This is a genomic window from Shewanella sp. 10N.261.52.F9 (assembly GCF_041471165.1).
Lineage (GTDB): Bacteria > Pseudomonadota > Gammaproteobacteria > Enterobacterales > Shewanellaceae > Shewanella > Shewanella marinintestina.
In genome coordinates, this window is the sequence record NZ_JBFRNX010000005.1 from 84,473 (window position 1) to 111,291 (window position 26,819).

Consider the following 26,819-nt stretch of genomic DNA (forward strand, 5'->3'; position numbering starts at 1 on the left):
CAAAAGTATGAATCCGATCACACTTATACAAAAGTAAAACAGCGCTCAATCGACATCTCGGGCTATACAGTAAAACGATTCGCTAGAAAAGAAAACTAGACCATAGTGTAAAATATTGATCTAAATTATATAAATCAGACATTTAAATTAAGTTGCCAGCTAATTACCATAGCGTTATCAATCAAAAAAACCTGTGTTTACGTTAGTGTTAATCGTATGATTATTCGTAAAACATGGCATTTATACAGCTAATATTCACCAAAGTTATAATGAACATAATTGGATACTTATGAGTAAACCACAGCTAAAAGCGGTTATTTTTGACATGGACGGAGTGTTGATAGATTCAGAACCTGTATGGCAAATGGCTATTTTTGAAGTCATAAGTAACTTAGGTTTAAACGTTTCCATGCAAGATATGGTATTAACAACAGGCCTTAGAATCGACCAGGTGGTCGACTTTTGGTATGCCCGTTCTCCCTGGGAGAATTATAATAACCAACAAACTGCCCAAGCCATTGTCGATACGGTTGTTAGCCATATAACGCGTGACGGTACACCAATGCCAGGTGTACTCAATGCCTTACAAGCTTGCCAGCAAAATAAGCTTAAAATCGGTCTGGCAACCTCTTCTTCTAGCCTAATCATTGAAGCCGTTTTAAACAGGTTAGGTATCACGAGCTACTTTGATGCCATTGAATCAGCCGAATCGCTCGCTTATGGTAAGCCCCATCCCGAAGTGTATTTAAATTGCGCAAAGGCACTCAATATTGATCCAGTAAGTTGTCTAGCCATTGAAGATTCATTTAATGGATTAATCGCAGCTCGTGCAGCCAATATGCAAACTATTGCAATCCCTGAACCGCAGCATGCAAAACTTAATAAATGGGTTATTGCCCACCAGCAACTAGACAACCTAAACGCATTAAGCAACTTTTTAGCCAACTATAAGTAACGCGATTGCCTATCCAATTGATAATAAAAAGCCCATCGATTGATGGGCTTTATTTCGTTTAACTAGCAACGATTTGCGGAAAGTACTACCAGTTCTTACCGATAAATAGGAACACGGTTTTCTCTCCGTCGTCTGACGCACCAAAACCAAATGCCGCAGGTCCAACGCTAGTATCAATACCTAAAAACAAACTTCCGGCGTAGATTAGGTCGTCGAGTGACACATTGTCTTTTTGGTTCCAAACATTACCGGCCTCAATACTGGTGCCTAAATAAAGTGGATATTCAGTCATACCAAGAACATCTCGACCTAAGTCATACTGGTACACAAATGCACCAAAAACCTTATGTGAACCATAAAGAGCATTCTTGTGATAACCAGAAAGATTCAAAAATCCCCCCAACTCAGACACGTTTACAGTAAAAGCACCTTCTTTATCGACGGTGGCAAAAGACGCTATGCCCACAAACGCATGATTGCCAACACCGACTGCACCACGCCAATCAGCTTCATATTGCATCGAGAAATCAGAAGTCTCAGCAAAGCCATTTAGGTCATAGCCTTCTTTACGCATATACACATTAAAAGTGAAACGATTACCCGATGTCGGGAAATTAATACTATTTAAATCATCATAGGCAAATTTAAAGTAACCACCATAACCATCGTACGGCACTCGACCAAAGTCCCATACATCGTTTTCAAGATCGCCCTTTTCACCCAATAAACCAATTTCAACCATACCGTTTTGAGTGTAGTTAATGCCTACCCCAAGCTCTGCACGATAAGCTGTCTGTTTTAGCTCTAAAATACGATTATTGTTCTCAAAGAAGCCCCAATCTTTTAGCTCATATTCCACTCTTGCACGGCTAAAGTAAGTTTGATCTTTCACCAGAGGCTGATAAAACTCTGAAGCGATTAGCTTATCAAAACCCAGCGATAGTTCGTTACGCCACTCACCACCATTTTCAGTAAGCTCGGTCATGGTATAAGCCATATCCAGTGAAATCACTGAGTCTAAGCTAAAGTCATCCTCCCAGCTAAAACCAAGTTGGAAGTAATTCGGACCCCAAGATTTAGCTTTTGTGTGAACAGTAAGGACTCGACCCTCATCGGTATCGGTAAACTCAGCATTAACACGTTCAAACTTATCTAGTGCATAAATTCTATCTAAACCAGCTTCAAGCGCCGCAACGGTGACATGGTCCCCTACATTGAGCTCTAGATTGTCTGCGAGTAGTTTTTCACTGACCTTAGAGTCATTGTCATAAATCACTTTAATCAGTGGTCTATCGATATCGTCTAACCAATGCTGACTCTTATTCTTTTTGCTCGCCAAATACTCTTGATAGTCTTGACGATCGACACTGTACTGCTCAAGTTTATCAATTTGCTCACGAGCAGCGATTTCACCAAGCGGCAATGCAATTGGCATAATGCTGAAGTCAGTGGTACTTAACTCACCAATATTAGGACGGATCAGAATATCGTGATCGCTGAGTAAGGCTTTTTGTCTATCGGAGCTGGCATTAGTCAAAATGGTAGAAAGCTGATTAAGCACTGCTATGGTACTGTTTAATTCAGACTGACCGACTAGTGGCGAGCCAATATCGACGGCAATCACGATATCTGCGCCCATAGCTTTAACCACATCAACAGGCATATTATTGGCAATACCACCATCGACAAGTAGTTTCCCGTCGATAACGGCCGGCTGTAGTGCACCTGGTACTGATGCAGAAGCTTGCATTGCGGCGACTACGCTACCGGAATCTAACACTACTTGTTCGCTAGTCGCTAAATTGGTGGCGACTGCACGATAAGGAATTGATAGTTCGTCAAAATCACCAAATTGATGCACAAGATTGGTTGAGCTGCGTAATAACTGCGACATTGTTTGCCCACGTAATAGGCCTGCTGGTGTCTTTACCTCTTCATCGCTATAGCCAATATTAATAGGGATATTAAATTGGTCACGAGTCTCTTTATCACGATAGCTTAATGCCTCTCTTGGTATCGTATCTGAATAGCCCTTATCCCAATTGGTATTCATCATAATGGCTTCTATTTCTGCAGCGCTATAACCTAGCGCATACATGCCGCCAACATACGCACCAATACTAGTACCAGCAATGTAATCAATAGGGATCTGCTTTTCTTCTAGCACTTTAAGCACACCAATATGGGCTGCACCTTTGGCTCCACCGCCACTTAAGACTAAGCCAATTTTCGGCCGTTCTTCAGCAAAGGCAAAGTGAGGACTCGCTATAGCTAAACAAAGAATAATAATTCTATGTATCATAATGACTTATTCGACTCTTTTAGTAATGTCTTAACGTATTTGATTTAACGGAAAGCTGCAAGGTATAGCCAACTTTCACGGGGATTATTACTACTACCCTTCTAAACTCATAATCTGATTTACGCCCATATAATTTTCAATATCTTTAACTGACATAGGTTTAGCAAAATAGTAGCCCTGAATAACGTAACAGCCTCGGCTAAACACCTGCTCTAACTGCTCGTGAGTTTCGACACCCTCTGCCACCACATCAAGTTTTAAGTTTCTAGCCAATTCGATAATACTACTCGTTATAGCTTGGTCAGCTTTATTGGTGGCGATATCAATTAGGAATGAACGATCAATCTTAAGGGTGTTAACTTCAAAATGGCGTAAATAGGCCAAGGAGGAGTAACCCGTTCCAAAGTCATCGATGGCCACATCAATACCTAGTACTTTTAGTTCCTTAAGATGCTGCTTAGCCACCTTAAGTTCTTTCATTAACACACCTTCAGTGATTTCGAGCGATAACCCCGCATTAGGCATTTGCGTATCAACTAAGATTTGCTGTACGCCTTGAATAAAATCTGGCTGCCTAAAATGTAGCGCCGACACATTGACTGAAACTTTAATCGGGTCGACTAATTCCTGACTCCAAATTGCCGCATGACGACAAGCCTCACGCATAACCCAGCGATCAATTTCTACAATTAACCCACACGCTTCTGCGACCTTGATAAAGATATCGGTACGTACGTAACCTTCACTAGGGTGGTTCCAGCGCAGTAATGCCTCAAGCCCAATCAGTTTGTCATTTTCTAAAATGTCAATTTGCGGCTGAAAGTGCAGTTCAAATTCATTACGCTCAATCGCCTTACGTAAATCAGCTTCAAGCCTCAAGTGGTAAAGTGCTTCGGCATTCCGCTCCTGTGAATAGTATTTAAATGTGCCTTTACCTTCTTCTTTAGCGTGGTACATAGCTAAGTCAGCATTCTTAATCAATGCTTCGGGTTGCTTGGCATCTTCAGGCCATAAGCTCACGCCTATGCTGGTCGAAATATAAAACTCTCGACCATAAAGAATGAAAGTCTGCTCGATACTAGCAAGTAGCTTTTCACATAAGTGGTTAATGTCATCGATACTTGGATTATCTCGCATCAAAATAACAAACTCATCGCCACCAAAACGGCAAAGAACATGATTGTCAGACATCAGAGCTTGTAAGCGCTTAGCAGCCTCCACCAGCAGGGCATCTCCCATGCTGTGGCCATAAGAGTCATTAACATGTTTAAACCTATCCAAATCTAAAAACATTAACGCTAGATTACCGCCCTCTTTTTCAGCTTGGTATACCGATGTTGAAAGCTTACTCGAAAAGAGTGTTCGATTTGCCAAACCTGTTAGTACGTCATAATTAGCAAGACGACGTAATGACGCTTCAGCGCTCTTGCGTTCAGTAATATCTGAGAACACCACAACATAATGGGTAGCATCACCATTTACATCGACGATCGAAGATACGTTTACCCACACCGCACGTTGTTCATTTTCCTGCCCAGCAACATAACACTCACCAGCCCAATTCAAACCTTGCTCAAGTAACAAAGCTAAACTAGAGCCTAGCTCATTACCTTGTAGCACCTCTGAAAATGGGATTCCTGTTAAGTCTTTGGCATCTAAACCTATCATATTTTGCGCGGCTTTATTGGTTACTTCTATCGCCTCTTCACGATCAAAAATAAGCACTGCCTCAGAGGTATTTTCAAACGCTTGAGCCAATAGATAAATATCGTCTTTTAGCTTACGTTGCTCGGTAATATCTCGATAAATACCTGCAACCCGTTCAATCTTTCCGCTGAAGCTATTGCGCTCTACAGCACGTCCCATTACCCGCAACCAGCCCCAACCTTTCTCTCTTGTCCAGTAACGATATTCAACTTCAAAACGATCAGTGCGCTCGTGTAACATATCTTGCCATGCGGCTAATGTTTCACTGGCATCCTCTTTATGAATTGCAAACTCTTCTAGTGTTATGGTGAACTGCGGGAGATCTGCGTTTAATAATCTGGCGGTATTTTCTACCCTGAACAACTGATCTTCTAAGCGCCACTCCCATAATTCCGAATTACTCCCTTTTAACGCCTGTTTTAGTCGGTCCTCGCTATCGCTAAGGGCAGAGTTTATTGCCTTAAACGCTTTTACCTGACGTTGACGGATAAATATAATTCCTAGGCCAAACAGCAATACGCATAAGACAAGAACCCCTTTAAACCAAATGGTTTGCCACCAGTATTTATCAACAAAAAAACGAAAGGAAAAAGGTTTCTCAGACCAAAGCTCATTGCCAAGACTCATTATCTCTATCACATAACTACCAGCTTCTAACCCAGCAATATTGAGTTGAGACTTGCCTTCTAGGAACAGGTAATCTGACTCACCAACAGCCCCTTCCTGACGTAAGCGATATTTAAGCTGCAACGGCTTATCATCCAAATAATTACCACTGGCAAAATCAAAACTAATTAATTTAGCACCAGGCAAAATATGTTGGCCAGATTTAGGCAGCAAACTCAATTCAGTCTTATCGGCAAAATACACTTCCATCGACTCTAAAATGACAGAATCATGAGTGATACGATTTTTTAATCGGCCGACATCGAGCAACATAGCGCCGTCTGGTGTACCTAGATATAAGCCTTGCTCTGATACAAAATAAGCACCTTCGTTAAGCTCTTTACTAATTAAGCCATCTTCAGGCGAAATGACTATCATCTCACCAGTAATTAAGTCTTTACGGATCAAAGAACGGGGGCAGCCCACTAGGCGATAGTGACTAACATTCTCGATAAAATAGATTGCATTACAGTTGATATTCCAACTGCTGGTAAGGTTTTTCTGAGTGTTATTCTCAATGTTAAACGACAAAAGGCCATCAGACTCCATCCCTAGCCAAAGCTCACCGGGGGTGACCTCTTTTATGAAGCGGATACTCGACTCACCGACAGAAGTGGCAATAACATCCATCTTTGGCTGGAAGTTTAATTGCAAATCTAAAAAGCCGAATACCCGACTACCACCTAACCACAAACGGTTATCGCTATCTCGAGTCACAGCAGTAATGTTTAACGCAGGCATATTATTAAGAGCACTGCCTAAGCGCACCCGCTTAGGTGCAGAGTAACCGGCTTGCCAATAGAACAGACCATTATCTGTTGCAAACCAGATCCGTCCTTCGATCAAGGTATCAAAATAGGTATTGTAGACTGTCATAAATTCGAGCGAATGCTTACCGCCTGCCCAACTAGCAAAGCTCTGACTCTGAAAAGTGACTTTGTTAACCACTGACAAGCCGTTGGTACTCGAAAGCAATAAGTGGTCTTTATCTAAAGAGTCTATTTTGTAGATACTATCGTTACGGCGGATCCCATGAGGATTAATTGCATAAGATTCTTGTGTGAGTTTATCTACCAGTATTAAACCGTTGTCTGTGCCGAACCAAAGATTACGGCCTTCAGCATATATCGTCCAAACCACTTCATCTTTCAATTTATAAGGTGCAGCCTTTGAGTAACTTTCTATAAGAAAATCTGGCTCAAATGCCAACACCGCCACCCCGTCTCCAGATCCTCCGACCCAAACTAACCCAGTATCATCGACAGCGATATCGAAGGTGTAATCAATATTTGATTTGCGTTTAAGCTCGTCGGCATAAAGCTTGCCGACTTTATCGTCAGGGAACCAGCGCAAAAGACCCGAATGTGTAGAAAGCCATAAATACCCCTGTTTATCTTCAGCTATCGTAGTGATGTAATGTTCCAGTTGCTCGACTTTATTGATCTGCAAGCTGTCCTTATCAACTTCAAATAGGCCTTTGCTGCTGGTTATCCAAATACGGTCAGTTGAATGTTTAACAACACTTTTTATATCGCCCCACGCTTTGTCCCAATGCAAAACTTGTTGGCGCACACCATTGATATCGCGTACTTCAAGGTGATTGTCATTACCGACGAGTAAACGATTCCCTGGCAGCGACAACATGATCCGCCACAATTGCTCAGGGTTACTCGGTAGAAAACTAATGCGTTTTAGCGTCATATTTTGGTAGTTAAACCGTAATATCTCGCCATTATAAGTCAATATTAACCGGTCGCCGTGCGCGTCTTTAACTTGGGAAACAATGCCACCACCACGGTATAGGGGAAATAAATCAGGGCCTCCAAACTCAACAAATTCATTAGTTTGGATATCATATAAGTAAGCTTCGTATACGCCACTAACAAGAATATGTCTTGGGCTAAGGGGTTCAGCTAAATAAAGAATACTATCGTTAATTTTTGACTCTAATCCAACCTTATCAATACGGCGAACTTTATTACTGCTGACTCGATATAATCCTTCTTCTGTCGCTAGCCAAGTAAAACCATGCTGGTCAAAACTGATATCCCAAACCGGCGCATTTAAAAGGCCATCACTAGCGGTAAATGCCCGCTGCACAACGCCACTAGCCCAAGCAGGGACAGCACACGAAGTGATAAATAACAGTAAGCCAAGCCAAATATTTTTAATTATTATTCTCATCTGCTTTACGACTTTTCAGATTAACCAGAATGTATCATTTAGGTAACAGATATTCATCCTTTGATTACTTAAAAGTCAGTCAAAAATATAATGAGATATAAAAAAAGCGCTCCTGAGAGCGCCTTTTAAAATATTAGCAAATGCTTACTTTTTCTTCTTTGCCTTTGGATTTGGCAAGTCAGTAATTGAACCTTCATAAATCTCAGCTGCTAGGCCTACAGACTCATGCAAAGTTGGGTGAGCGTGAATGGTCAATGCTAGATCTTCAGCATCGCAACCCATTTCAATTGCTAGGCCGATTTCACCTAGAAGTTCACCACCATTAACACCAACAATAGCGCCACCAATAACACGGTGAGTCTCTTTGTCGAAAATAAGCTTAGTCATACCGTCAGCACAATCAGATGCGATTGCGCGGCCACTTGCAGCCCATGGGAAGGTCGCAGTTTCGTAAGCAACACCTTGCTCTTTTGCTTCTTTCTCAGTTAGACCAACCCAAGCAACTTCTGGGTCAGTGTAGGCAATTGATGGGATAACTTTAGGGTCGAAGTAGTGCTTAAGACCAGAAATTACTTCTGCCGCTACGTGACCTTCATGCACACCTTTGTGTGCAAGCATTGGTTGACCAACGATGTCACCAATTGCATAGATATTTGGTACGTTAGTACGCATCTGCTTATCAACATTGATAAAGCCACGCTCATCAACATTAACGCCAGCTTTCTCTGCGTCTAAGCCTTTACCGTTTGGAATACGGCCGATAGCAACCAATACTGCGTCGTAACGAACTGGCTCAGCAGGTGCTTTCTTGCCTTCCATTGTTACGTAGATGCCGTCTTCTTTAGCTTCTACAGCAGTCACTTTGGTTTCAAGCATCAAGTTGAACTTCTTCTTGATCTTCTTGGTGTAAACGCGAACTACGTCTTTGTCTGCTGCTGGGATAACTTGGTCGAACATCTCAACCACGTCAATATCACTGCCTAGTGAAGAGTAAACTGTACCCATTTCTAGACCGATGATACCACCACCCATAACAAGTAGCTTGCCTGGAACTTCTTTAAGCTCTAGCGCATCAGTAGAGTCCCATACACGTGGGTCTTCATGAGGAATAAATGGCAATTGGATTGGGCGAGAACCCGCAGCAATAATTGCTTGCTCAAAATGAACAACTTTAACGCCGTCTTCACCTTGAACTTCTAGCGTGTTAGGACCAGTGAACTTACCAAGACCGTTAACCACGTTAACTTTACGCATTTTAGACATGCCGCCTAAACCGCTAGTTAACTGACCGATTACTGATTGCTTGTACTCACGCAGCTTATCAAGATCAATCTGAGGTTCACCGAAAACAACACCGTGGCTAGAAACCGCTTTTGCTTCTTCAATCACTTTAGAAACGTGAAGCAAAGCTTTAGAAGGGATACAACCCACGTTTAGACATACGCCGCCTAACGTGCTGAAACGTTCAACGATAACAGTATCTAGACCTAAGTCTGCAGCACGGAATGCAGCTGAATAGCCAGCAGGGCCAGCGCCTAGTACAACTACCTGAGTTTTAATTTCGTTACTCATGTTTTCCTCTATTCTTTTTATGTCGTTGGTGGCATCGACTTAACGATAAAAACCGACTCAACGATAAACTGTGGCCAAATCTTGTAAGGTGGCCGCATTTTAACCTTTGTTTGATGCTGATCACAATCCTAGAAACGCTTAATCTTACTGATGTTTACTATTTGTATTAATCAAGCGGCTTAGAAAATAGGCTGCTTGTATTAAGCAGCCTATTAGGATTAAAGCACTAAGGTACGAATGTCTGACAAGCAGTTATTCAAGTACGTGATAAAGCGAGCACCATCGGCGCCATCAATCACACGGTGATCGTAAGACAGTGATAGCGGCAGCATTAAGCGCGGCTCAAACTCTTTACCATTCCAAACAGGCTTCATATCTGACTTAGACACACCAAGAATGGCAACCTCTGGCGCATTAACGATAGGTGTAAATGCTGTACCACCAATACCGCCTAAGCTTGAGATTGTGAAGCAACCACCCTGCATATCTGCAGCGGTCAGCTTGCCACCACGTGCTTTCTTAGAGATCTCTTTCAGCTCATCAGATAGCTCGTGAATGCCTTTCTTGTTCACATCTTTAAATACTGGAACAACTAGGCCATTTGGCGTATCAACCGCAATACCTACGTTAACGTACTTCTTCAAAATTAAGCTTTCGCCATCTTCTGACAATGAAGAGTTAAAGGTTGGGAATGCTTCTAGCGCTTTCGCAACTGCCTTCATGATAAACACAAGCGGTGTGATCTTCATGCCAGAGTCTTTCTTCGCTTCGGCAGCATTTTGCGCCTTACGGAAAGCTTCTAGTTCAGTGATATCAGCATCATCCCACTGGGTAACATGCGGGATCTTCACCCAGTTACGGTGTAGATTAGCACCAGAAATCTTCTGAATACGTGATAACGGTTTAACTTCTGTTTCACCAAACTTGCTGAAGTCCACTTTTGGCCATGCAAGTAGGTTTAGCTCGCCGCCACCAGCTGCAGTTTTAACTGCGCCAGACTCAACTTGCTTAATAACCGCTTTAATGTAGTTTTGAACATCTTCTTTAACTACGCGATTCTTACGGCCAGTACCTTTAACGTTAGCTAGGTTAACGCCTAGTTCACGCGCCATACGGCGGATAACTGGAGAAGCATGAGCGTATGCACTGTTTTCAACGAAGTCTTCTTTCGCTGCAGGCGCCGCTGCTTGGCTAGTAGCAGGAGCAGGGCTAGCAACTGGTGCAGCAGGAGCTGGAGCAGCCGCCTGTACTGGAGCAGCAACTGGTGCGCTACCAGCCACTTCAAATGTCATAATCAAAGAGCCAGTCGATACTTTATCGCCTTGAGCCACTTTAATTTCTAACACTTTACCAGCAAACGGTGCAGGCACTTCCATCGCCGCTTTATCACCTTCAACAGAGATAAGCGATTGCTCTTCAGTTACAGTGTCGCCAACTTTAACCATGATTTCAGTCACTTCAACTTCATCACCGCCAATGTCTGGCACGTTAACGTCTTGTACTGATGGTGCCGATGCCACAGCAGCCGGAGCTGCAACTGGCGTTGGAGCCGCTGCAGCAGGAGCAGAGCCTGCAACTTCAAATACCATTACCAAGCTACCAGTAGACACTTTGTCACCTACATTCACTTTGATTTCTTTTAGCACGCCGGCAAATGGTGCAGGCACTTCCATAGAAGCTTTGTCGCCTTCAACACTCATCAGTGATTGCTCTTCAGTAATGCTGTCGCCAACAGTTACTAAGATTTCAGTCACTTCAACTTCATCGTCGCCGATGTCTGGGACGTGAACTTCTTTTAGCTCAGCCGCAGCTGGTGCAGCAGGAGCCGCAACAGGTGCTGACTCAACTGCAGCAGTAGGAGTAGATGCTGCGCCTTCAGATTCAAAGATCATAATCAATGAATCGGTAGACACCTTGTCACCTACAACCACTTTGATTTCTTTAACAATACCCGCTTTCGACGCTGGAACTTCCATCGCCGCTTTATCGCCTTCAACAGAGATAAGCGATTGCTCTTCTTCTACCTTGTCGCCAACGCTAACAAGGATCTCTGTTACTTCAACCTCATCCGCACCGATGTCTGGTACATTAATTTCGATTGTCATTTTGTATTGCCTCTTACGCGTATAGCGGGTTTGTCTTGTCAGCGTCGATGTTGAATTTAGCAATTGCAGCTGCAACTACTGACTTTTCAATATCGCCACGTTTAGCGAGTTCATTCAGCGCTGCTACAACAACGTAGCCAGCATTTACTTCAAAGTGACGACGTAGGTTTTCACGGCTGTCTGAACGACCAAAACCGTCAGTACCTAGTACTTTGAATGATTCAGAAGGCATAAATGCACGAACTTGTTCAGCATAGTTCTTCATGTAATCGGTTGCAGCAATTGCAGGTTCAGTGCCCATTACTTGAGTAATGTACGCAGTCTTTTGCTCTGCTTCTGGGTGCAACATGTTGAAACGCTCAACATCTTGACCTTCACGAGTTAGCTCGTTGAATGAAGTCACAGAGTAAACATCAGATGCTACGCCGTACTCTTCACTTAGAATTTGAGCCGCTTTACGTACTTCGTTCATGATAGTGCCCGAGCTCATTAACTGAACCTTGTTGCTACCAGTGTACGACTCAAGCTTGTAGATACCTTTGCGAATACCTTCCTCAGCGCCTTCAGGCATTGCTGGCATTGCGTAGTTTTCGTTCATCAGCGTCAAGTAATAGAACACGTTCTCTTGGTCACCATACATGCGGCGGATACCGTCTTGCATGATTACCGCTAACTCGTATGCGAATGTTGGGTCATAAGAGATACAGTTTGGAATCGTGTTCGCTTGAACATGGCTGTGGCCATCTTCGTGCTGTAGACCTTCACCGTTTAGCGTTGTACGACCGGCTGTTGCACCTAATAGGAAACCACGTGCTTGCTGATCACCTGCCATCCACGCCATGTCGCCAACACGTTGGAAACCAAACATAGAGTAGTAGATGTAGAATGGGATCATCGGCAAATCGTTAGTGCTGTATGACGTTGCCGCAGCAACCCATGAAGACATAGCACCTAGCTCGTTGATACCTTCTTGCAATACTTGACCTGAAGTCGCTTCTTTATAGTAAGACACAACGCTGCGGTCTTCAGGTGTGTATTCCTGACCATGCGGGTTGTAAATACCGATTTGACGGAACAGACCTTCCATACCGAAAGTACGTGCTTCGTCAGCAATAATAGGAACGATGTTCTTACCAATGCCTTTGTTCTTTAGCAAGATGTTCAGCGTACGAACAAATGCCATAGTAGTTGAGATTTCACGCTTTTGCTCAACAAGCAAAGAGCTGAACTCATCAACAGCAGGAAGCTCTAGAGCTTCAGTGAAATTAGGCAGACGCTGTGGCGTGTAACCATGAAGCGCATCACGACGAGCGTGTAAGTACTTATACTCTTCAGAACCTTCTTCAAGCGTTAGGTAAGGTAGTTCAGAGACTTTTTCATCGCTTAGTAAATCTTCTAGACCTAGACGATTACGTAACTGTAGTACGTGCGTCATGTCCATTTTCTTCACGCCGTGAGCAATGTTCTTGCCTTCAGCCGCTTCACCCATGCCGTAACCTTTAACTGTTTTAGCTAGGATTACAGTTGGCTTGCCTTTGGTATCTTGTGCATTTTTAAATGCAGCGTATAGCTTAGATGAATCATGACCACCACGCTTAAGCGCGAAGATCTCTGCATCTGTCATATCTGATACTAATGCTGCAGTCTCAGGGTACTTACCAAAGAAGTGCTCACGTACATAAGCGCCATCTTTTGACTTAAATGTCTGGTAATCACCATCGATAGTTTCATTCATAAGCTGTAGCAGCTTACCTGAGGTATCTTTAGCGATGAGTGAATCCCAGTTGTTACCCCAGATCACTTTAACGACGTTCCAACCTGCGCCTCTAAATAGACCTTCAAGCTCTTGAATGATCTTACCGTTACCCATAACAGGGCCATCTAGACGCTGTAGGTTACAGTTGATAAGGAAACATAGGTTGTCTAGCTTTTCACGTGAAGCGAAAGAGATAGCACCGCGTGATTCTGGCTCGTCCATCTCGCCATCACCTAGGAATGCATATACGCGCTGCGCTGAAGTATCTTTTAAGCCACGGCCATCTAGATACTTAAGGAAACGAGCCTGGTAAATAGCAGACATTGGGCCAAGACCCATAGATACCGTAGGGAACTGCCAGAATTCAGGCATTAACTTAGGATGCGGGTATGAAGGAATACCTTTGCCATCCACTTCTTGACGGAAGTTATCTAACTGCTCAGCAGTTAAACGACCTTCTAAAAATGCGCGTGAGTAGATACCTGGAGAGATATGACCTTGATAGTAAACTAAATCACCACCATCAACTTCGTTTGGTGCACGGAAGAAATGGTTAAAACACATTTCATAAAATGATGCAGCAGATTGGTAAGACGCCATGTGACCGCCAAGATCTAAGTCTTTCTTAGATGCGCGCAGTACGATCATGATCGCGTTCCAACGGATAATTGAACGCAAACGGCGTTCAATTGTAGTATTACCAGGATATGCAGGCTCTTGGCTCGTAGGAATAGTGTTGACGTAGTTGGTCGTAATACCCGTCGCCATATCGACACCATCTAGACGCGCCTTATCAAGTACTTGCTCAAGTAGGTACTGAGCACGCTCAACCCCTTCTTCGCGTACAACTGATTCTAGAGCAGACAACCACTCATTAGTTTCTAGTGGATCGATGTCATTAAGCATATGTTCAGACATTTTGCAGTCCTTTCCTATACGTAATACCTAAGTCACTACTGCAGTGATTAGTGTATTTAAATTTTGAAATATTGGCTGGCAACAGGTGGTTCGCTAAAGAATCGACCTATACACCACTCTTTAATCGACGCAGGCTACGCTGCAATCGGCTGTCTTCTTCCCTTACTGATAGCATCACCTCTTCAATGTAACTTAAGTGTTCATTGGAGGCTTCGCGTGCAGCTTCAGGATCGCGACGAATAATTGCAGCAAGCAGGGCTCGTCTGTGATCGTTCGCCGTAGTAGAGGCTTCTTCGCGTCGGCTTAAAAGCTCTAAGTTTTGTGCCACGTTTTTATGCAGCACAGGAGATAAACTCAATACAAGATGAAGCATAGCCACGTTATGTGACGCTTCGGCAACCGCGCGGTAAAAGCGCACAATCGCATTAGCTTGATCTTCAATTAAATTAGCTGACTCAACTTCTAAAATCGTACGTTTGATATTTTGCATATCCGCATCGTTACCACGAAGTGCTGCAAAATACGCCATCATGCCTTCAGTGGCATGACGAAACTCCAGTAAGTCATACTGACTTTCAGAATCTGAATGCATAAGTTCAACAATTGGGTCGGCAAGACTTTGCCAGAGCTGCTCTTTTACATAGGTTCCGCCGCCTTGACGACGCATCAACAAGCCCTTTGCTTCTAATTTTTGGATCGCTTCGCGTAAAGAAGGGCGCGAAACTTCAAATTGCAATGCCAGTTCACGTTCAGGTGGTAGCTTTTGTCCTGGTTGAATACTGCCTTCCAGAATCATCTGCTCCAACTGTCCCATAATGACATCGGATATTTTTGGCTGGTTTATTTTGCTATAAGCCATGTGGGCCTCAGCTCCTATTGTAAATTGGTCTTACCAATTTAATTGACTGAGCGCACTTTATCAAATCACACTTTGAATGTCCAGTTAGTGATCTACATCAAATCTATGCGCGATGTGTGAGCATAGCTGATTTTCGTCATAATGGGGTCTGACCAATGTGCCAATTTTAATAAGCTGCGCGTTGATAATAATTATTATAAGCAATTAAACATGGAGAGATTTTTGGTAAATGGATAAGAATTTAACGTGTTAAAACGGCTCAACAAAAACTGCTGAGCCGTTTATAAATCAATCTATTTAATTTAATAAAATCAAATTTAGGACTGACTAATTTTTAGCTAACAACATATTCAAGTGATGACTAATTAACCACCCCAAAGATGGTCATCAATGACAACACTGTAATGAGTAAAATAAAGTTTCGCTTACTTAATTGCAGTAAAGAGATAGTTGACTGCAAACAAATAGGTGCAGATGAGGCTTGCGGCAATGTCTCTGCCGCCAAAGCTACCTGCGTAATTATGTCTCGCGCAGTACATTTAGGATTAAGAGCATGTGACACCCAAGTCGCTATAGCCTGTCTAAAGTGGCCACTTAATACGTAACCAAAAGAGAAAATCCTGCTAGGAAGCCAGTCCAGTACGAACAACAAATTATCAACCAAAGGCTGCTCAATCTGATGTTTATTACTTTGTTCACTATAAAAGCGCACCGTACAATAAAGCACTGCACCAACAGGACCTAAAACGATAAGGTAAAGAGCAATCGCACCGTAATAACGGTAATTAATCCAAGCGACACTTTGTCCAACTTGTGTGCCTAATTCCTGCTCGGTAACCGACTCGAGATCTTGACTAGGATCAAGCTCATTAGCGTAATGGAAACACGCTTGTGAATCACCACGACAAGCCGCTTGGATGTAGCACTTAAAAGCCTTTCTTTGGCTATTATGGCTAAAACACAACACGGCAATTGCTACCCACACAGCAACACTAACTGCACCCCATAAAATTCCAGATACTAACCACGACAATACGTAGACAATTATCGCAGGTAACACTAGAGCCAATGTCATAGTAAATAACGTTGGTTTCTGCTCTGCTGTAACTAAGCTTTTATGATATTTAGACAACAACGCATCAAACTGCCAAGAACCCGGCAGCAGTCGTAATCGTTCAACCAAGATTGCGACTAATAACGCAAACAAAGCCATAATTTTCACCTTCAAAGTTAACGCATTTAATTAATTTAGTTTTTTTAAAACTAATTTAACGCTGATTTACAACGCCATTTTGAAGCGCTGCCAATCAAAACTCGCTCCCGGATCGGTTTTTCGCCCCGGTGCGATATCACTGTGCCCCGTCACTCTGTTTGGGGTTATCTTAGGGTATTGACACATTAAGCTTTTGGTAAGCTCTATCAACTGAGTATATTGCTGTTCTGAGTACACCTCTAAATCGGTCCCCTCAAGCTCAATCCCAATTGCAAAATCATTACACTGACTTCGGCCTTCAAATAATGACACTCCCGCGTGCCAAGCTCTGTCATCACAACTAACATATTGAACCAATTCACCATCACGACGGATCAAAAAATGCGCCGATACTTCTAATCCTTGCAGTTCTTTAAAACTGTCATCCGCCTGAATATCTAACTTACCTTGAAATAACTGATCGATATACGGCAAACCAAAACACCCAGCGGGTAAGCTTATGTTATGGATAACTAAAAGGCTTACTTCGTTAAGCGGCCTATGATTAAAGTGTGGCGAAAGACAATAACGCGCCTGAGTCACCCAGCCATTAAGTAATGTCAGCGACAAATCAGCATTCCTAAAACAAAATTATTAAAATCACTTTAGCAGTTTTAACTCTATGAATATAGCTAGGCTTTTGAGATTTATCAGCCAAATAACATCAGTAATTCCAAGCGATAAACAAGGATAATGCTAGCTCTGTAGGTAAAACTTTATGTTAAGATTAAAACCACTATTAAAGCGTGCCCAATATATACCACGGTTACAAGCCAGTAAGGACAGCTCACCATGCTTGAAAATGACATTAGACTCTCAGTCAAAGCAGCTTTAGATGAAGATTTAGGTCACAAAGAAACCAATAGCAGCCACTCTTTAGCACAACGATTTGATGCCGATATTACCGCGCAACTTATCCCGGCAGACAAAATAGCTCAAGCCAATTTAATCACTCGAGAAGAAGGCGTATTTTGCGGTAAAGCATGGGCAGAGCAGGTATTTAACCAACTAGGTGGTGAAGTCGCGCTGCACTGGCACGTTGATGATGGCGATTTGGTCGTACCAAACCAACTACTTTGCGAACTTGAAGGCCCAGCTAGAGCAATTTTAACCGGCGAGCGCACTGCGATGAACTTTATCCAGACGCTGTCCGGCGTAGCGACACTGACAAAACATTATGTCGATAAACTCGCAGGCACTCACACCCGACTATTAGACACTCGCAAAACCATTCCCGGTTTACGTACAGCGCAAAAATACGCAGTAAGCTGTGGCGGCGGTCAAAATCATCGTATTGGCCTTTTTGATGCTTTTTTAATTAAAGAAAATCACATTATGGCTTGCGGCAGTATCGACAAAGCCATTAAGGCAGCCAGAGCGTTACATAATGACAAACCGGTTGAAGTTGAAGTTGAAAGTATCGATGAACTAACACAGGCTCTCGACGCTCAATCTGATATCGTCATGTTAGATAACTTTGACGTCACTATGATGCTAGAAGCGGTAGAGCTAAATAATAGCTACAAAGCACAAGGCCAAGGGGTCAAACTAGAAGTATCAGGTGATGTGACCATCGAAACTATCGCCACCTTCGCTAAAACTGGCGTAGATTACATATCTGTTGGCGCACTAACCAAACATGTTAGAGCTTTAGACTTATCATTAAGACTGAAGTAACGGTTTAGCTTCGTATTAACAGCATTTTCTATCTTTAGTTAGACCATTAAATGCTGTTTTACCTCCCCTCATCTTCTCTGCATAACTGAAATTTTTAACATAGCTTTTAACACAGCTTTCAACATACCTATTTAGACCTGTTCTAGTAATTTGGCATTTTAGTTTTAAGCCGCGAAACATTAATCTAATAACAAGTTTAAAACTCGCAATATTATCTACTCATTTGTTCGAAGCTAAGTAATCAACATTCGATTTTATAACGATAAATAATCGCTAATTTTCATATGTGTTTCAGGCTTATACTTAGAATAGACGTCCTACCAGTCAGGTTTAATAATACATAGTCAAAAGGTTCGACAATAAAATATTTATGCAATCACTAACAATAAATAGTCAACCTAATTGCTTACCTAGGATCTACAATAATACCTTCAACCTTTGAAATTAAATAAAGCAAACTAAATGAACGTCAAAGTTAAACTCGCAAAACCAAATTTAATCCCTAAAAAACATGCAAACTATCATGAAAACTATATTGTGCTAGGCACGGTTAGCATCAAAATTGCGACCCATAAAGTCTAGATTCCTCCGCACAAGGTTACACGCATATCCATCACAGCAGGTACTCTCATTGATATTTCTATTCAGCTCTCCAAACAGCACTCCATGATCCAATTAAAAATCTCGCTCACCGTTTCAACTCTTTAAGGATCATCTTATACAAATGATTTAGAAAGTTATAAATTAGTTATTAAAGAAAATACAATCACTCCCCAGCTGCGATTTGAACCTTTAAAAAGTGAAGTAAATTAAAGCTGTCGAAATCTAAAATAGGGAGCATTCAAATTTTTGACGGTGAACATTTTTTCGCCAACAAAATAACACACGCCAATTAACCAACACCAATGGAACCATAAAAAAACCCAAAAACAACCAAACAAGCAACAAAATAACGCATTAATTACATTTCACTATTCCATTTTACCCACCTTTGTACTAACTTGCAGTTATACCGATGTGCAGACTCGGTTAATGCAATTTAAAGTGTTTTAGATTCAACATTATCTCATCTGGTTTTATTAATTTTTGTGCTTAGTTTTACTTAACTGTGGATACGAGCACCAAATAATGAACTAACCAAGCGGGATAAAGCTGCTCTTCTTACCACTTTGAATAGTAAATCCTAGCTTTAATTTTTAAATTTCAGTTTGAATTAGCTTTTAGTTTGAGTTGAGTTTGAGTTGAAGGTTTTAAATTCAAATTTAACTAGACATTAAATTTGAATTTAAACAATAGGATAGACGGATGCCTCGTCGTCGCACTATGCGTAAGAAGCATAGTCAGTTTGGATACAGCGACACGCTAACGCAGGAGCACTCAGCAGGGTTGACGCACACATAGACTGAATGATGATTTTCACATCAGCGCTAACCTTATTCGACAAAAAGCAAACCCTTTGTTTCAGGGTATAGGCTGAAGGTGCAGGTTAGCCATTATTGATTAAATCAGCAATTCAAAAAGCTTTCTAATGGAGATAGACATGAACACTAAGATGAACAGAATGATGAATAAATCAAAAATGAACAACGCTAAGGGTTTCACCCTAATTGAATTGATGATTGTTGTAGCAATTATCGGTATTTTGGCAGCGATTGCACTGCCTGCTTATCAAGACTATACAAGAAGTGCTCGAGCTAGCGGTCTTGTTAATGCTGCAATGTCTTACAAAACAGCGGTAGAAGTTGCGGTACAAACTGGCGAAATTACAGCGGTTTCAAGTATAGCACTAGGCAGCAATGGCGTTCCAACTGCGGCATCAATGCAAACTGATGAGAATGTAACTAAGGCTGCTATAGCTGCTGGTGTATTAACATTAACGGGTTCTGCAAACCTGGGAGCAAAGTCAAATACTTTAACCCTTTCACCTGCTATTAATGCAGACACTCTAGCTGTTACATGGACTTGGGCAGGTAACTGTGAAACTTCTGGCGTTTGTAAAATATAATCAGCAATAAGAAGCTTCCCAATACAGAGCCACTAAAAATGTCTCTGTATTGGGATCTAGATTAGGCTTAATAATGCCAACAACAGGTTTACACCTAGGCTTATCTACACTATTTATTCGCAAAGGCTTGCTTAGCGAAGAGCAAATTACATCCGCAATTTCAAATTCGCGTAAACAGAAAACCTCTCTAGTTACTTCAGTAATAAAAAGCAATCTTATTACTTCTCAACAAATTGCTGCACTTTGCTATGAGGAATATGGCACGCCACTGCTCGATCTCAATGAATTTGATATTAGTACGATTCCAGAAGAGTTTATAAACAAAAAACTAATTGAAAAGCACCGCTGCATTCCGCTTTTTAAACGCGGTAACCGTTTATTTATTGCAACATCCGATCCGACCAATATCGCAGCCTTGGAAGACTTTCAGTTCAGTGCTGGCCTGCACACCGAAGCTATTTTGGTTGAAGATGATAAGCTAGATAAGGCGCTTGAAAGCATCCTAGAAGATGATCTTAGTAGCTTAGATTTAAGCACTATAGATGAAGAATCTCTTGCAGGTATTGAAGTTACCGATACCGATAAGCGTGAACAAGAGCAAGATAATGACGGCAAAGATGACGCCCCTATTGTCATCTATATTAATAAAATTCTTACCGATGCCATACGTAAAGGAGCATCAGATTTACATTTTGAGCCCTATGAAAAGCGCTACCGCATTCGTTTTCGTATTGATGGCATCTTGCATGAAGTATCCGAGCCGCCAGTTAATCTTTCCGGTCGCATTTCTGCCCGTTTAAAAGTAATGTCCAAACTTGATATTGCCGAGCGCCGCGTACCACAAGATGGCCGAATTAAGATGAAGCTATCACGCAGTAAATCTATCGATTTTCGTGTTAGTACCCTGCCTACTATTTGGGGCGAGAAAATCGTAATGCGTATCCTTGACTCATCATCTGCTCAGCTTGGCATTGAAAAGTTAGGTTATGAAGATGATCAACGACTGCTTTATGAAGAGATGCTACAAAAACCCCAAGGGATGATTTTGGTAACCGGACCTACAGGTTCAGGTAAAACCGTCTCCCTCTATACCGGGCTGAACATTCTTAATACTGAAGAGCGCAATATATCAACCGCGGAAGATCCGGTAGAAATTAACCTCGAAGGCGTTAACCAAGTCCATATTAATTTAAAAGCCGGACTGACATTCGCGTCCGCTCTGCGCTCATTTTTACGTCAAGATCCTGATGTGGTCATGGTTGGTGAAATTCGAGATTTAGAAACGGCTGAAATTGCCATTAAAGCGGCGCAAACGGGTCACTTAGTGCTATCAACCTTGCACACCAATTCGGCAGCAGAAACCCTGACTCGCTTAATCAACATGGGCGTGCCAGGCTATAACATTGCCAGCTCAGTAAACTTGATTATTGCCCAGCGTCTATCACGCCGCTTATGCCCTAACTGCAAACAGCCTGAAAATATCCCAGCTGATGCACTGTTAAAACTGGGGTTTACTCAACAGCAAATCGATACAGGTATCACTCCGCATAAACCAGTTGGTTGTGACCTTTGTTCTGCTGGCTATAAAGGTCGAGTTGGTATTTATGAAGTCATGAAGATGTCGGATGAAATTGCCCGCACGATTATGGAAGGTGGCAACTCCTTACAAATACTTAAACAAGCCAAACTTCAGGGCATGCGTGACCTTAGAGATTCAGGCCTATTAAAAGTTATTCAAGGCGTGACCAGCATTGCAGAGATAAACCGCGTAACCAGTTTTTAATTATTGATGTAGTCTCGAGCAACCAATCGTACACTTAAACAAAATTAAAGCGCACCTCAAAATAAGACAATAAAAGGGCCGCTATGGCAATTGCAACTAAATCATCAAAGCAAGCTCGTGAGAGGAAAAAAGCCCAAAAAAGCCAACCTAAAGTTGTCACTTATACCTGGAATGGCACCAATCGTGATGGTGGAAAAACATCAGGCGAACTTAGAGGTATATCAAGTGCTGAAATTCGCGCCCAATTAAAAGCTCAAGGTGTCATCCCAAAAGGCGTCCGTAAGAAATCTCCGCCGCTGTTCAAATCGGAAAAGAAAATCAAACCCATGGATATCGCCATGGTTACTCGCCAGATAGCCACTATGCTTGCGGCTGGTGTACCCATTGTGACGACTTTAGAGTTGTTGGGGAAAGGCCATGAAAAACCTAAAATGCGCGAGCTTTTAGCGACTATCGTTAACGATGTACAATCAGGTATTCCTCTGTCAGAGGCTTTAAGGCCACACAGACTGTATTTTGATGACCTCTATGTCGATCTTGTCGGCGCCGGTGAGCATTCAGGCTCACTTGATCAAGTTTTTGATCGAATTGCAACTTACCGAGAAAAATCGGAAGCATTAAAATCAAAAATTAAAAAAGCCATGTTCTACCCTGCTGCTGTTGTCGTTGTAGCTATCCTAGTAACAGCCTTACTACTATTATTTGTTGTGCCTCAGTTTGAAGATATTTTTAATGGTTTCGGAGCAGAGTTACCCGCCTTTACCCAGTTTATTATTAATATATCTCGCTGGTTACAGGCATCTTGGTATATTTTTGTCATAGCGATCATTATAGGTGTTTGGAGCTTCAAACGTGCCCATCAAAACTCTCAATTGTTTAGAGACAGAGTGGATGAAGTCATCTTAAAAATCCCCGCTATTGGCGATATCTTGCATAAAGGCGCTATGGCACGTTTTGCCCGCACTTTAGCAACAACATTTGCAGCAGGTGTGCCATTAATCGATGGTCTAGAGTCTGCTGCAGGTGCGTCAGGCAACGCCGTATATAAGAAAGCGATTTTGAAAATCCGTACTGAGGTTATGTCTGGCATGCAAATGAATGTCGCTATGCGTACAACTGGGCTTTTCCCTGACATGTTGATTCAAATGGTCATGATTGGTGAAGAGTCCGGCTCACTCGATAACATGCTTAACAAGGTTGCTAATATCTATGAAATGCAAGTAGATGATGCGGTTGATGGCTTATCGAGTCTAATTGAACCAATAATGATGGTAGTGATTGGTACCGTGGTGGGCGGCCTAATTGTCGGCATGTACCTACCTATTTTTGAAATGGGTAATGTTGTAGGATAAGAGCCTTACAAAAACGTAGCTTATATTCGTTCCAAGCTGCGTTATCAAAGTAGCTTTTACAATAAAAGAAAAATAATGACTGAACTTATTTCTGTTTTTAGCCAAAATCCTTGGCTGTTTATCGCATTAAGCTTTGTATTTGCCGCTGTGATCGGTAGCTTTTTAAATGTGGTGATTCACCGTATACCAGTGATGATGAAGCGAGACTGGCAGCAAGAATGTAATCATTACCTAAGTGAATACAAGCAACAGATTTTTGATGCTAACAAAAAACAATTAGAAGCCCCAATCGATGGCTTCCCTGAAAAGTATAACCTCGTTATTCCAGGCTCTGCCTGTCCAAAATGTAAGGCCAATATCAAGCCTATACATAACTTGCCTATTTTAGGTTGGCTAATGCTTAAGGGGAGATGCGCCTCCTGTAGCAACCCAATCTCAGCTCGTTACCCTATTGTAGAATTCATTACCGGCACATTAGTCGCTTTTCTAGCTTGGCACTTTGGCCCTACTATCGAGTTCGCATTAACCACATTACTGACTTTTTGCCTGATTGCGCTAACCGGCATTGATTTAGACGAAATGCTATTGCCAGACCAAATTACTCTCCCTTTATTATGGCTAGGCCTGATTGTTAACTTATCAGGTACCTTCACTAGTACTTCAGATGCTTTGATTGGTGCAGCGGCAGGTTACTTAAGTCTATGGAGCGTGTTCTGGTTATTTAAGTTACTAACTGGCAAAGACGGCATGGGCTATGGTGACTTTAAGCTACTTGCTGTTTTCGGCGCTTGGTTTGGTTGGCAGGTATTGCCACTTGTTATCTTGCTGTCATCACTAGTCGGTGCCGTCGTTGGTATCACTCTTATTATCTTCAAAAAGCTTAATCAAGGTAACCCAATTCCATTTGGCCCTTATATCGCAGCTGCTGGCTGGATAGCCATGATATGGGGTGAAAGCATTACAAACTGGTACCTTTCTACCTTATAAAGCGACAGGGAAACACACTATGGCTGATTACATTATCGGTCTTACTGGCGGTATCGGCAGCGGTAAAACAACGGTTGCCAATATTTTCGCCGAACAAGGCGTTACTCTAGTCGATGCCGATATCGTTGCTCGAGATGTAGTAGCAACTGGTTCTGATGGTCTGAAAGAAATTGTCACTCATTTTGGTGAGCAAATCTTATCGGCTGATGGCGGCTTAGATAGAGCAAAATTAAGAGAAGTCATTTTCAATAATGATTCAGAACGACTTTGGTTAAATTCTCTACTTCACCCAATGATTAGAGAATCGATGCTACAACAGTGTAAAGAAGCACAATCTGATTATGTAATTATGGTCGTGCCCTTGCTATTTGAGAATGGGTTAGATAGGTTAGTAGATCGAACACTTTTGGTGGATATTTCGCCGGAGTTACAACAAAAAAGAACGGTTGATAGAGATTTAGTAACCGCTCAACACGTAAAAAATATAATAGGCAGTCAGGCTTCAAGAGCCGAGAAACTGTCAAAAGCTGATGATGTCATAGACAACCAGGGAGAGATATCGGCGTTAAAGTGCAAGGTAGAAGCACTACATAACTTTTATTTAAAATTATCTAGTAATGCTTGAATAACGCCATGACTAAATTGATCTATGAACAGCCGCTCAATGAAAAAACCCGTAGCTATCTGCGCCTAGAATATCTTGCAGAACAATTACAGGCTAACTTAGATCACGATCATCAGCATCGATGCTTTTACCCGCTATTTTCATTATTCGAACTAACTGAACGTTGTGACTATCGCGGCGAAGTACTCCAAGACCTTGATAGGCAGCTATTCGCCTTATCAAAATGGCAATCTCTCCCCGCAATTAACGACGAACAGCTTGCGCTTTATATAGATAAACTAAGCGCTGCAAGAGATGTTCTTCAGGTAGCTCAACGACCCGGCAACGAGTTAAAACGGAACCGTTTCTTATCAGCGTTAAGGCAAAGATTTAATATGCCTGGTGCGAGCTGTAACTTTGACCTGCCTCAACTCCATTATTGGCTAGCTAAACCTTGGAGTGAACGTCAACAAGAATACCAAGATTGGATGAGCCACTTTGCCTCTTTACTTTCTCCAGTTAAGTTATTGCTAGATTTAACTAGACAAACCACAAGCTATGAAGTCAAAGAGGCTTCTGGCGGGTTTTTTCAAGGCACTAGCAGCCAGGCACTTTCACTGATCCGAGTAAGACTAGCAGCCGAGTATGGCTGCTACCCTACTATTAGCGGCCACAGAAACCGTTATGCGATTCACTTCGTACAATTTGATGAACAAAAACATTCTGATCAAGCAATAGAATTCGAGTTGGCAACCTGTAGCTAACGCTTTAAAATCCCATATACACTTTTTAAAAGTCAGCTTTATCACTGACAAGGTCAATTATGTCTTTAACTGTAAAATGCCCGACTTGTCAGGCCTCTGTAGCTTGGAATGCTGAATCGAAATTTAAACCTTTTTGTAGCGACCGTTGTAAGCTTATCGATCTAGGTGATTGGGCTTCAGAGAAACATGCTATTCCAGTAAAACCTGAGTTTGATCCAGAAATGTTAGACCAGCTAGGTTATGACGAAGCGGACTTCTTCGTCGATGGTCCATCTGATGATGGAAAGCATTAATGAGCAAAATAATACATGTTGCAGTCGGCGTGATTCAAGATCCTCATAAAAGAATTTTGCTAGCTAAGCGACCACAAGAACTACACCAAGGTGGTAAATGGGAGTTTCCAGGCGGTAAGGTGGAAAAACTAGAATCGACTTCTGAAGCGCTAATTAGAGAGCTTAAAGAAGAAGTTGATTTAGATGTAGTAGATACCGAACCATTGATGGAGATCCATCATGACTATGGCGATAAAAAGGTATTCCTCGACATACACTGGGTAACCAATTTTAGTGGCGAAGGAAAGGGCTTAGAAGGCCAAGAAATTTGTTGGGTAGCAAAAGACCAACTAATTCAATATGAATTTCCTGAAGCCAATAAAGCGATCTTAGAAAAGATCCTTAGTTAGTTTCAACGATTACAAATTACAGATTTAAAAAGCCCGCCACAAAAGCGGGCTTTTTTGCTTTTGGCTGCGGGAAACAATCAACTCTCGTAGTTCGTGCAGCAAACACATGCTCACTGCATTCGGGCTTTTTATTTCCCCATGTTCGAGTGGTCAATTCTAGTAATAAAGCGTCCAGACAAAAATGAAAAAGCCCGCTACATCGTAGTGGACTCTCTCGCTTCTCTTTCAAGAATTCAGTTTTGTCTTCACTTTTACAAAAGTGAAATCAAAGTGGCGCCTGAAAATGACCTACGACCCACATGGATGTGGGAAGTGTCGATTATGCAGGAGCATATAATCGCCCTCGGTTCGCGCAGCGAACACATGGGGGCGAAGAGGTTGCGCTTAATGTACGAAGTACATTGCAATCTTGTAGCGCGTAGCAGCTGTGACCGCCAAGGATGGCGGAAATGCAGTTATTGCAGGAGCAATATAACTGCCAGCAAGCTGGGGACCCTGCTCAGCGGCGGGGTGACATCGGGGGGAGGCATTTATGCCTACTTTAAGTGAAGCTGCCACCTTAACGGGTAGCTGTATTCAGATAAGATAGCGTTCAATATTTTACAAATGCCCAAACGCAAAAAAGCCACCTTAATAAGGTGGCTTCTTCACTACTCTTAACGAGTAAAATAGGCGCCTGGAAATGACCT

Annotated in this window: 18 protein-coding genes; 10 read left to right on the top strand and 8 right to left on the bottom strand. The window is 42.2% G+C overall.

Features of this window, described 5'->3' with window-relative positions; genetic code table 11:
• The first annotated feature begins 289 nt into the window (after positions 1-289).
• A complete protein-coding gene (gene hxpB, locus AB4298_RS04610; RefSeq protein WP_371985868.1) occupies positions 290-955 on the top strand; it encodes a hexitol phosphatase HxpB in 666 nt (221 codons plus the stop codon).
• Between the two features lie 85 nt (positions 956-1,040).
• On the opposite strand, the gene AB4298_RS04615 is transcribed toward hxpB, so the two are convergent.
• The 8 genes from AB4298_RS04615 to ampD form a co-directional block, all read right to left on the bottom strand.
• Positions 1,041-3,257, bottom strand: coding sequence for a patatin-like phospholipase family protein (locus AB4298_RS04615; protein ID WP_371985869.1), 2,217 nt, complete (start codon positions 3,255-3,257; stop codon positions 1,041-1,043).
• A gap of 93 nt (positions 3,258-3,350) precedes the next feature.
• On the bottom strand, positions 3,351-7,814 hold the full coding sequence (locus AB4298_RS04620; RefSeq protein WP_371985870.1) for an EAL domain-containing protein: 4,464 nt from the start codon (positions 7,812-7,814) through the stop codon (positions 3,351-3,353).
• Positions 7,815-7,958: 144 nt separating this feature from the next.
• Positions 7,959-9,386 (bottom strand): dihydrolipoyl dehydrogenase, encoded by a 1,428-nt coding sequence (lpdA, locus tag AB4298_RS04625; RefSeq protein WP_220763574.1) that lies wholly within the window; start codon positions 9,384-9,386, stop codon positions 7,959-7,961.
• 218 nt (positions 9,387-9,604) lie between these two features.
• Entirely contained in the window at positions 9,605-11,491 is a 1,887-nt protein-coding gene (aceF, locus tag AB4298_RS04630; protein ID WP_371985871.1) for a pyruvate dehydrogenase complex dihydrolipoyllysine-residue acetyltransferase, read from the bottom strand.
• Positions 11,492-11,504: 13 nt separating this feature from the next.
• Positions 11,505-14,165: a pyruvate dehydrogenase (acetyl-transferring), homodimeric type gene (gene aceE / locus AB4298_RS04635; RefSeq protein ID WP_371985872.1), complete on the bottom strand. Its 2,661-nt coding sequence runs from the start codon at positions 14,163-14,165 to the stop codon at positions 11,505-11,507.
• 106 nt (positions 14,166-14,271) lie between these two features.
• A complete protein-coding gene (gene pdhR, locus AB4298_RS04640; protein WP_012153684.1) occupies positions 14,272-15,024 on the bottom strand; it encodes a pyruvate dehydrogenase complex transcriptional repressor PdhR in 753 nt (250 codons plus the stop codon).
• A 361-nt stretch (positions 15,025-15,385) separates the two neighbouring features.
• Positions 15,386-16,237 (bottom strand): beta-lactamase regulator AmpE, encoded by an 852-nt coding sequence (gene ampE, locus AB4298_RS04645; protein ID WP_248999434.1) that lies wholly within the window; start codon positions 16,235-16,237, stop codon positions 15,386-15,388.
• A gap of 66 nt (positions 16,238-16,303) precedes the next feature.
• A complete protein-coding gene (gene ampD, locus AB4298_RS04650; protein WP_371985873.1) occupies positions 16,304-16,846 on the bottom strand; it encodes a 1,6-anhydro-N-acetylmuramyl-L-alanine amidase AmpD in 543 nt (180 codons plus the stop codon).
• A gap of 222 nt (positions 16,847-17,068) precedes the next feature.
• Between ampD and nadC the strand changes: the two genes are divergently transcribed.
• From nadC to mutT, 9 genes are all read left to right on the top strand, one after another.
• Positions 17,069-17,953: a carboxylating nicotinate-nucleotide diphosphorylase gene (nadC, locus tag AB4298_RS04655; protein ID WP_371985874.1), complete on the top strand. Its 885-nt coding sequence runs from the start codon at positions 17,069-17,071 to the stop codon at positions 17,951-17,953.
• A 1,579-nt stretch (positions 17,954-19,532) separates the two neighbouring features.
• The gene (locus AB4298_RS04660) at positions 19,533-19,958 is read left to right on the top strand and encodes a prepilin-type N-terminal cleavage/methylation domain-containing protein (RefSeq protein WP_527251182.1); all 426 of its coding nucleotides are present in this window, start codon (positions 19,533-19,535) and stop codon (positions 19,956-19,958) included.
• Between the two features lie 73 nt (positions 19,959-20,031).
• Positions 20,032-21,741, top strand: coding sequence for a type IV-A pilus assembly ATPase PilB (gene pilB, locus AB4298_RS04665; RefSeq protein ID WP_371985876.1), 1,710 nt, complete (start codon positions 20,032-20,034; stop codon positions 21,739-21,741).
• Between the two features lie 83 nt (positions 21,742-21,824).
• A complete protein-coding gene (locus AB4298_RS04670; protein ID WP_371985877.1) occupies positions 21,825-23,093 on the top strand; it encodes a type II secretion system F family protein in 1,269 nt (422 codons plus the stop codon).
• Between the two features lie 75 nt (positions 23,094-23,168).
• Positions 23,169-24,080, top strand: coding sequence for a prepilin peptidase (locus AB4298_RS04675; protein ID WP_371985878.1), 912 nt, complete (start codon positions 23,169-23,171; stop codon positions 24,078-24,080).
• 19 nt (positions 24,081-24,099) lie between these two features.
• Positions 24,100-24,705 (top strand): dephospho-CoA kinase, encoded by a 606-nt coding sequence (coaE, locus tag AB4298_RS04680; RefSeq protein WP_371985879.1) that lies wholly within the window; start codon positions 24,100-24,102, stop codon positions 24,703-24,705.
• An 8-nt stretch (positions 24,706-24,713) separates the two neighbouring features.
• Positions 24,714-25,448 (top strand): cell division protein ZapD, encoded by a 735-nt coding sequence (gene zapD, locus AB4298_RS04685; RefSeq protein ID WP_248999427.1) that lies wholly within the window; start codon positions 24,714-24,716, stop codon positions 25,446-25,448.
• A 59-nt stretch (positions 25,449-25,507) separates the two neighbouring features.
• Positions 25,508-25,741, top strand: a complete 234-nt coding sequence (gene yacG, locus AB4298_RS04690) for a DNA gyrase inhibitor YacG (RefSeq protein ID WP_248999426.1) — start codon at positions 25,508-25,510, stop codon at positions 25,739-25,741.
• Positions 25,741-26,130, top strand: a complete 390-nt coding sequence (mutT, locus tag AB4298_RS04695; RefSeq protein ID WP_371985880.1) for an 8-oxo-dGTP diphosphatase MutT — start codon at positions 25,741-25,743, stop codon at positions 26,128-26,130. The genes yacG and mutT overlap by 1 nt, the downstream gene beginning before the upstream one ends.
• Positions 26,131-26,819 lie beyond the last annotated feature (689 nt).

Excerpts from the sequence above, each read along its gene's own strand:
- yacG (WP_248999426.1), top strand. The coding sequence starts at position 25,508 with ATGTCTTTAACTGTAAAATGCCCGACTTGTCAGGCCTCTGTAGCTTGG.
- nadC (WP_371985874.1), top strand. The coding sequence starts at position 17,069 with ATGCTTGAAAATGACATTAGACTCTCAGTCAAAGCAGCTTTAGATGAA.
- aceF (WP_371985871.1), bottom strand. The coding sequence starts at position 11,491 with ATGACAATCGAAATTAATGTACCAGACATCGGTGCGGATGAGGTTGAA.
- lpdA (WP_220763574.1), bottom strand. The coding sequence starts at position 9,386 with ATGAGTAACGAAATTAAAACTCAGGTAGTTGTACTAGGCGCTGGCCCT.
- mutT (WP_371985880.1), top strand. The coding sequence starts at position 25,741 with ATGAGCAAAATAATACATGTTGCAGTCGGCGTGATTCAAGATCCTCAT.
- AB4298_RS04660 (WP_527251182.1), top strand. The coding sequence starts at position 19,533 with ATGAACAACGCTAAGGGTTTCACCCTAATTGAATTGATGATTGTTGTA.
- pilB (WP_371985876.1), top strand. The coding sequence starts at position 20,032 with ATGCCAACAACAGGTTTACACCTAGGCTTATCTACACTATTTATTCGC.
- pdhR (WP_012153684.1), bottom strand. The coding sequence starts at position 15,024 with ATGGCTTATAGCAAAATAAACCAGCCAAAAATATCCGATGTCATTATG.
- ampE (WP_248999434.1), bottom strand. The coding sequence starts at position 16,237 with ATGGCTTTGTTTGCGTTATTAGTCGCAATCTTGGTTGAACGATTACGA.
- AB4298_RS04615 (WP_371985869.1), bottom strand. The coding sequence starts at position 3,257 with ATGATACATAGAATTATTATTCTTTGTTTAGCTATAGCGAGTCCTCAC.
- zapD (WP_248999427.1), top strand. The coding sequence starts at position 24,714 with ATGACTAAATTGATCTATGAACAGCCGCTCAATGAAAAAACCCGTAGC.
- AB4298_RS04675 (WP_371985878.1), top strand. The coding sequence starts at position 23,169 with ATGACTGAACTTATTTCTGTTTTTAGCCAAAATCCTTGGCTGTTTATC.
- coaE (WP_371985879.1), top strand. The coding sequence starts at position 24,100 with ATGGCTGATTACATTATCGGTCTTACTGGCGGTATCGGCAGCGGTAAA.
- AB4298_RS04670 (WP_371985877.1), top strand. The coding sequence starts at position 21,825 with ATGGCAATTGCAACTAAATCATCAAAGCAAGCTCGTGAGAGGAAAAAA.
- aceE (WP_371985872.1), bottom strand. The coding sequence starts at position 14,165 with ATGTCTGAACATATGCTTAATGACATCGATCCACTAGAAACTAATGAG.
- hxpB (WP_371985868.1), top strand. The coding sequence starts at position 290 with ATGAGTAAACCACAGCTAAAAGCGGTTATTTTTGACATGGACGGAGTG.
- AB4298_RS04620 (WP_371985870.1), bottom strand. The coding sequence starts at position 7,814 with ATGAGAATAATAATTAAAAATATTTGGCTTGGCTTACTGTTATTTATC.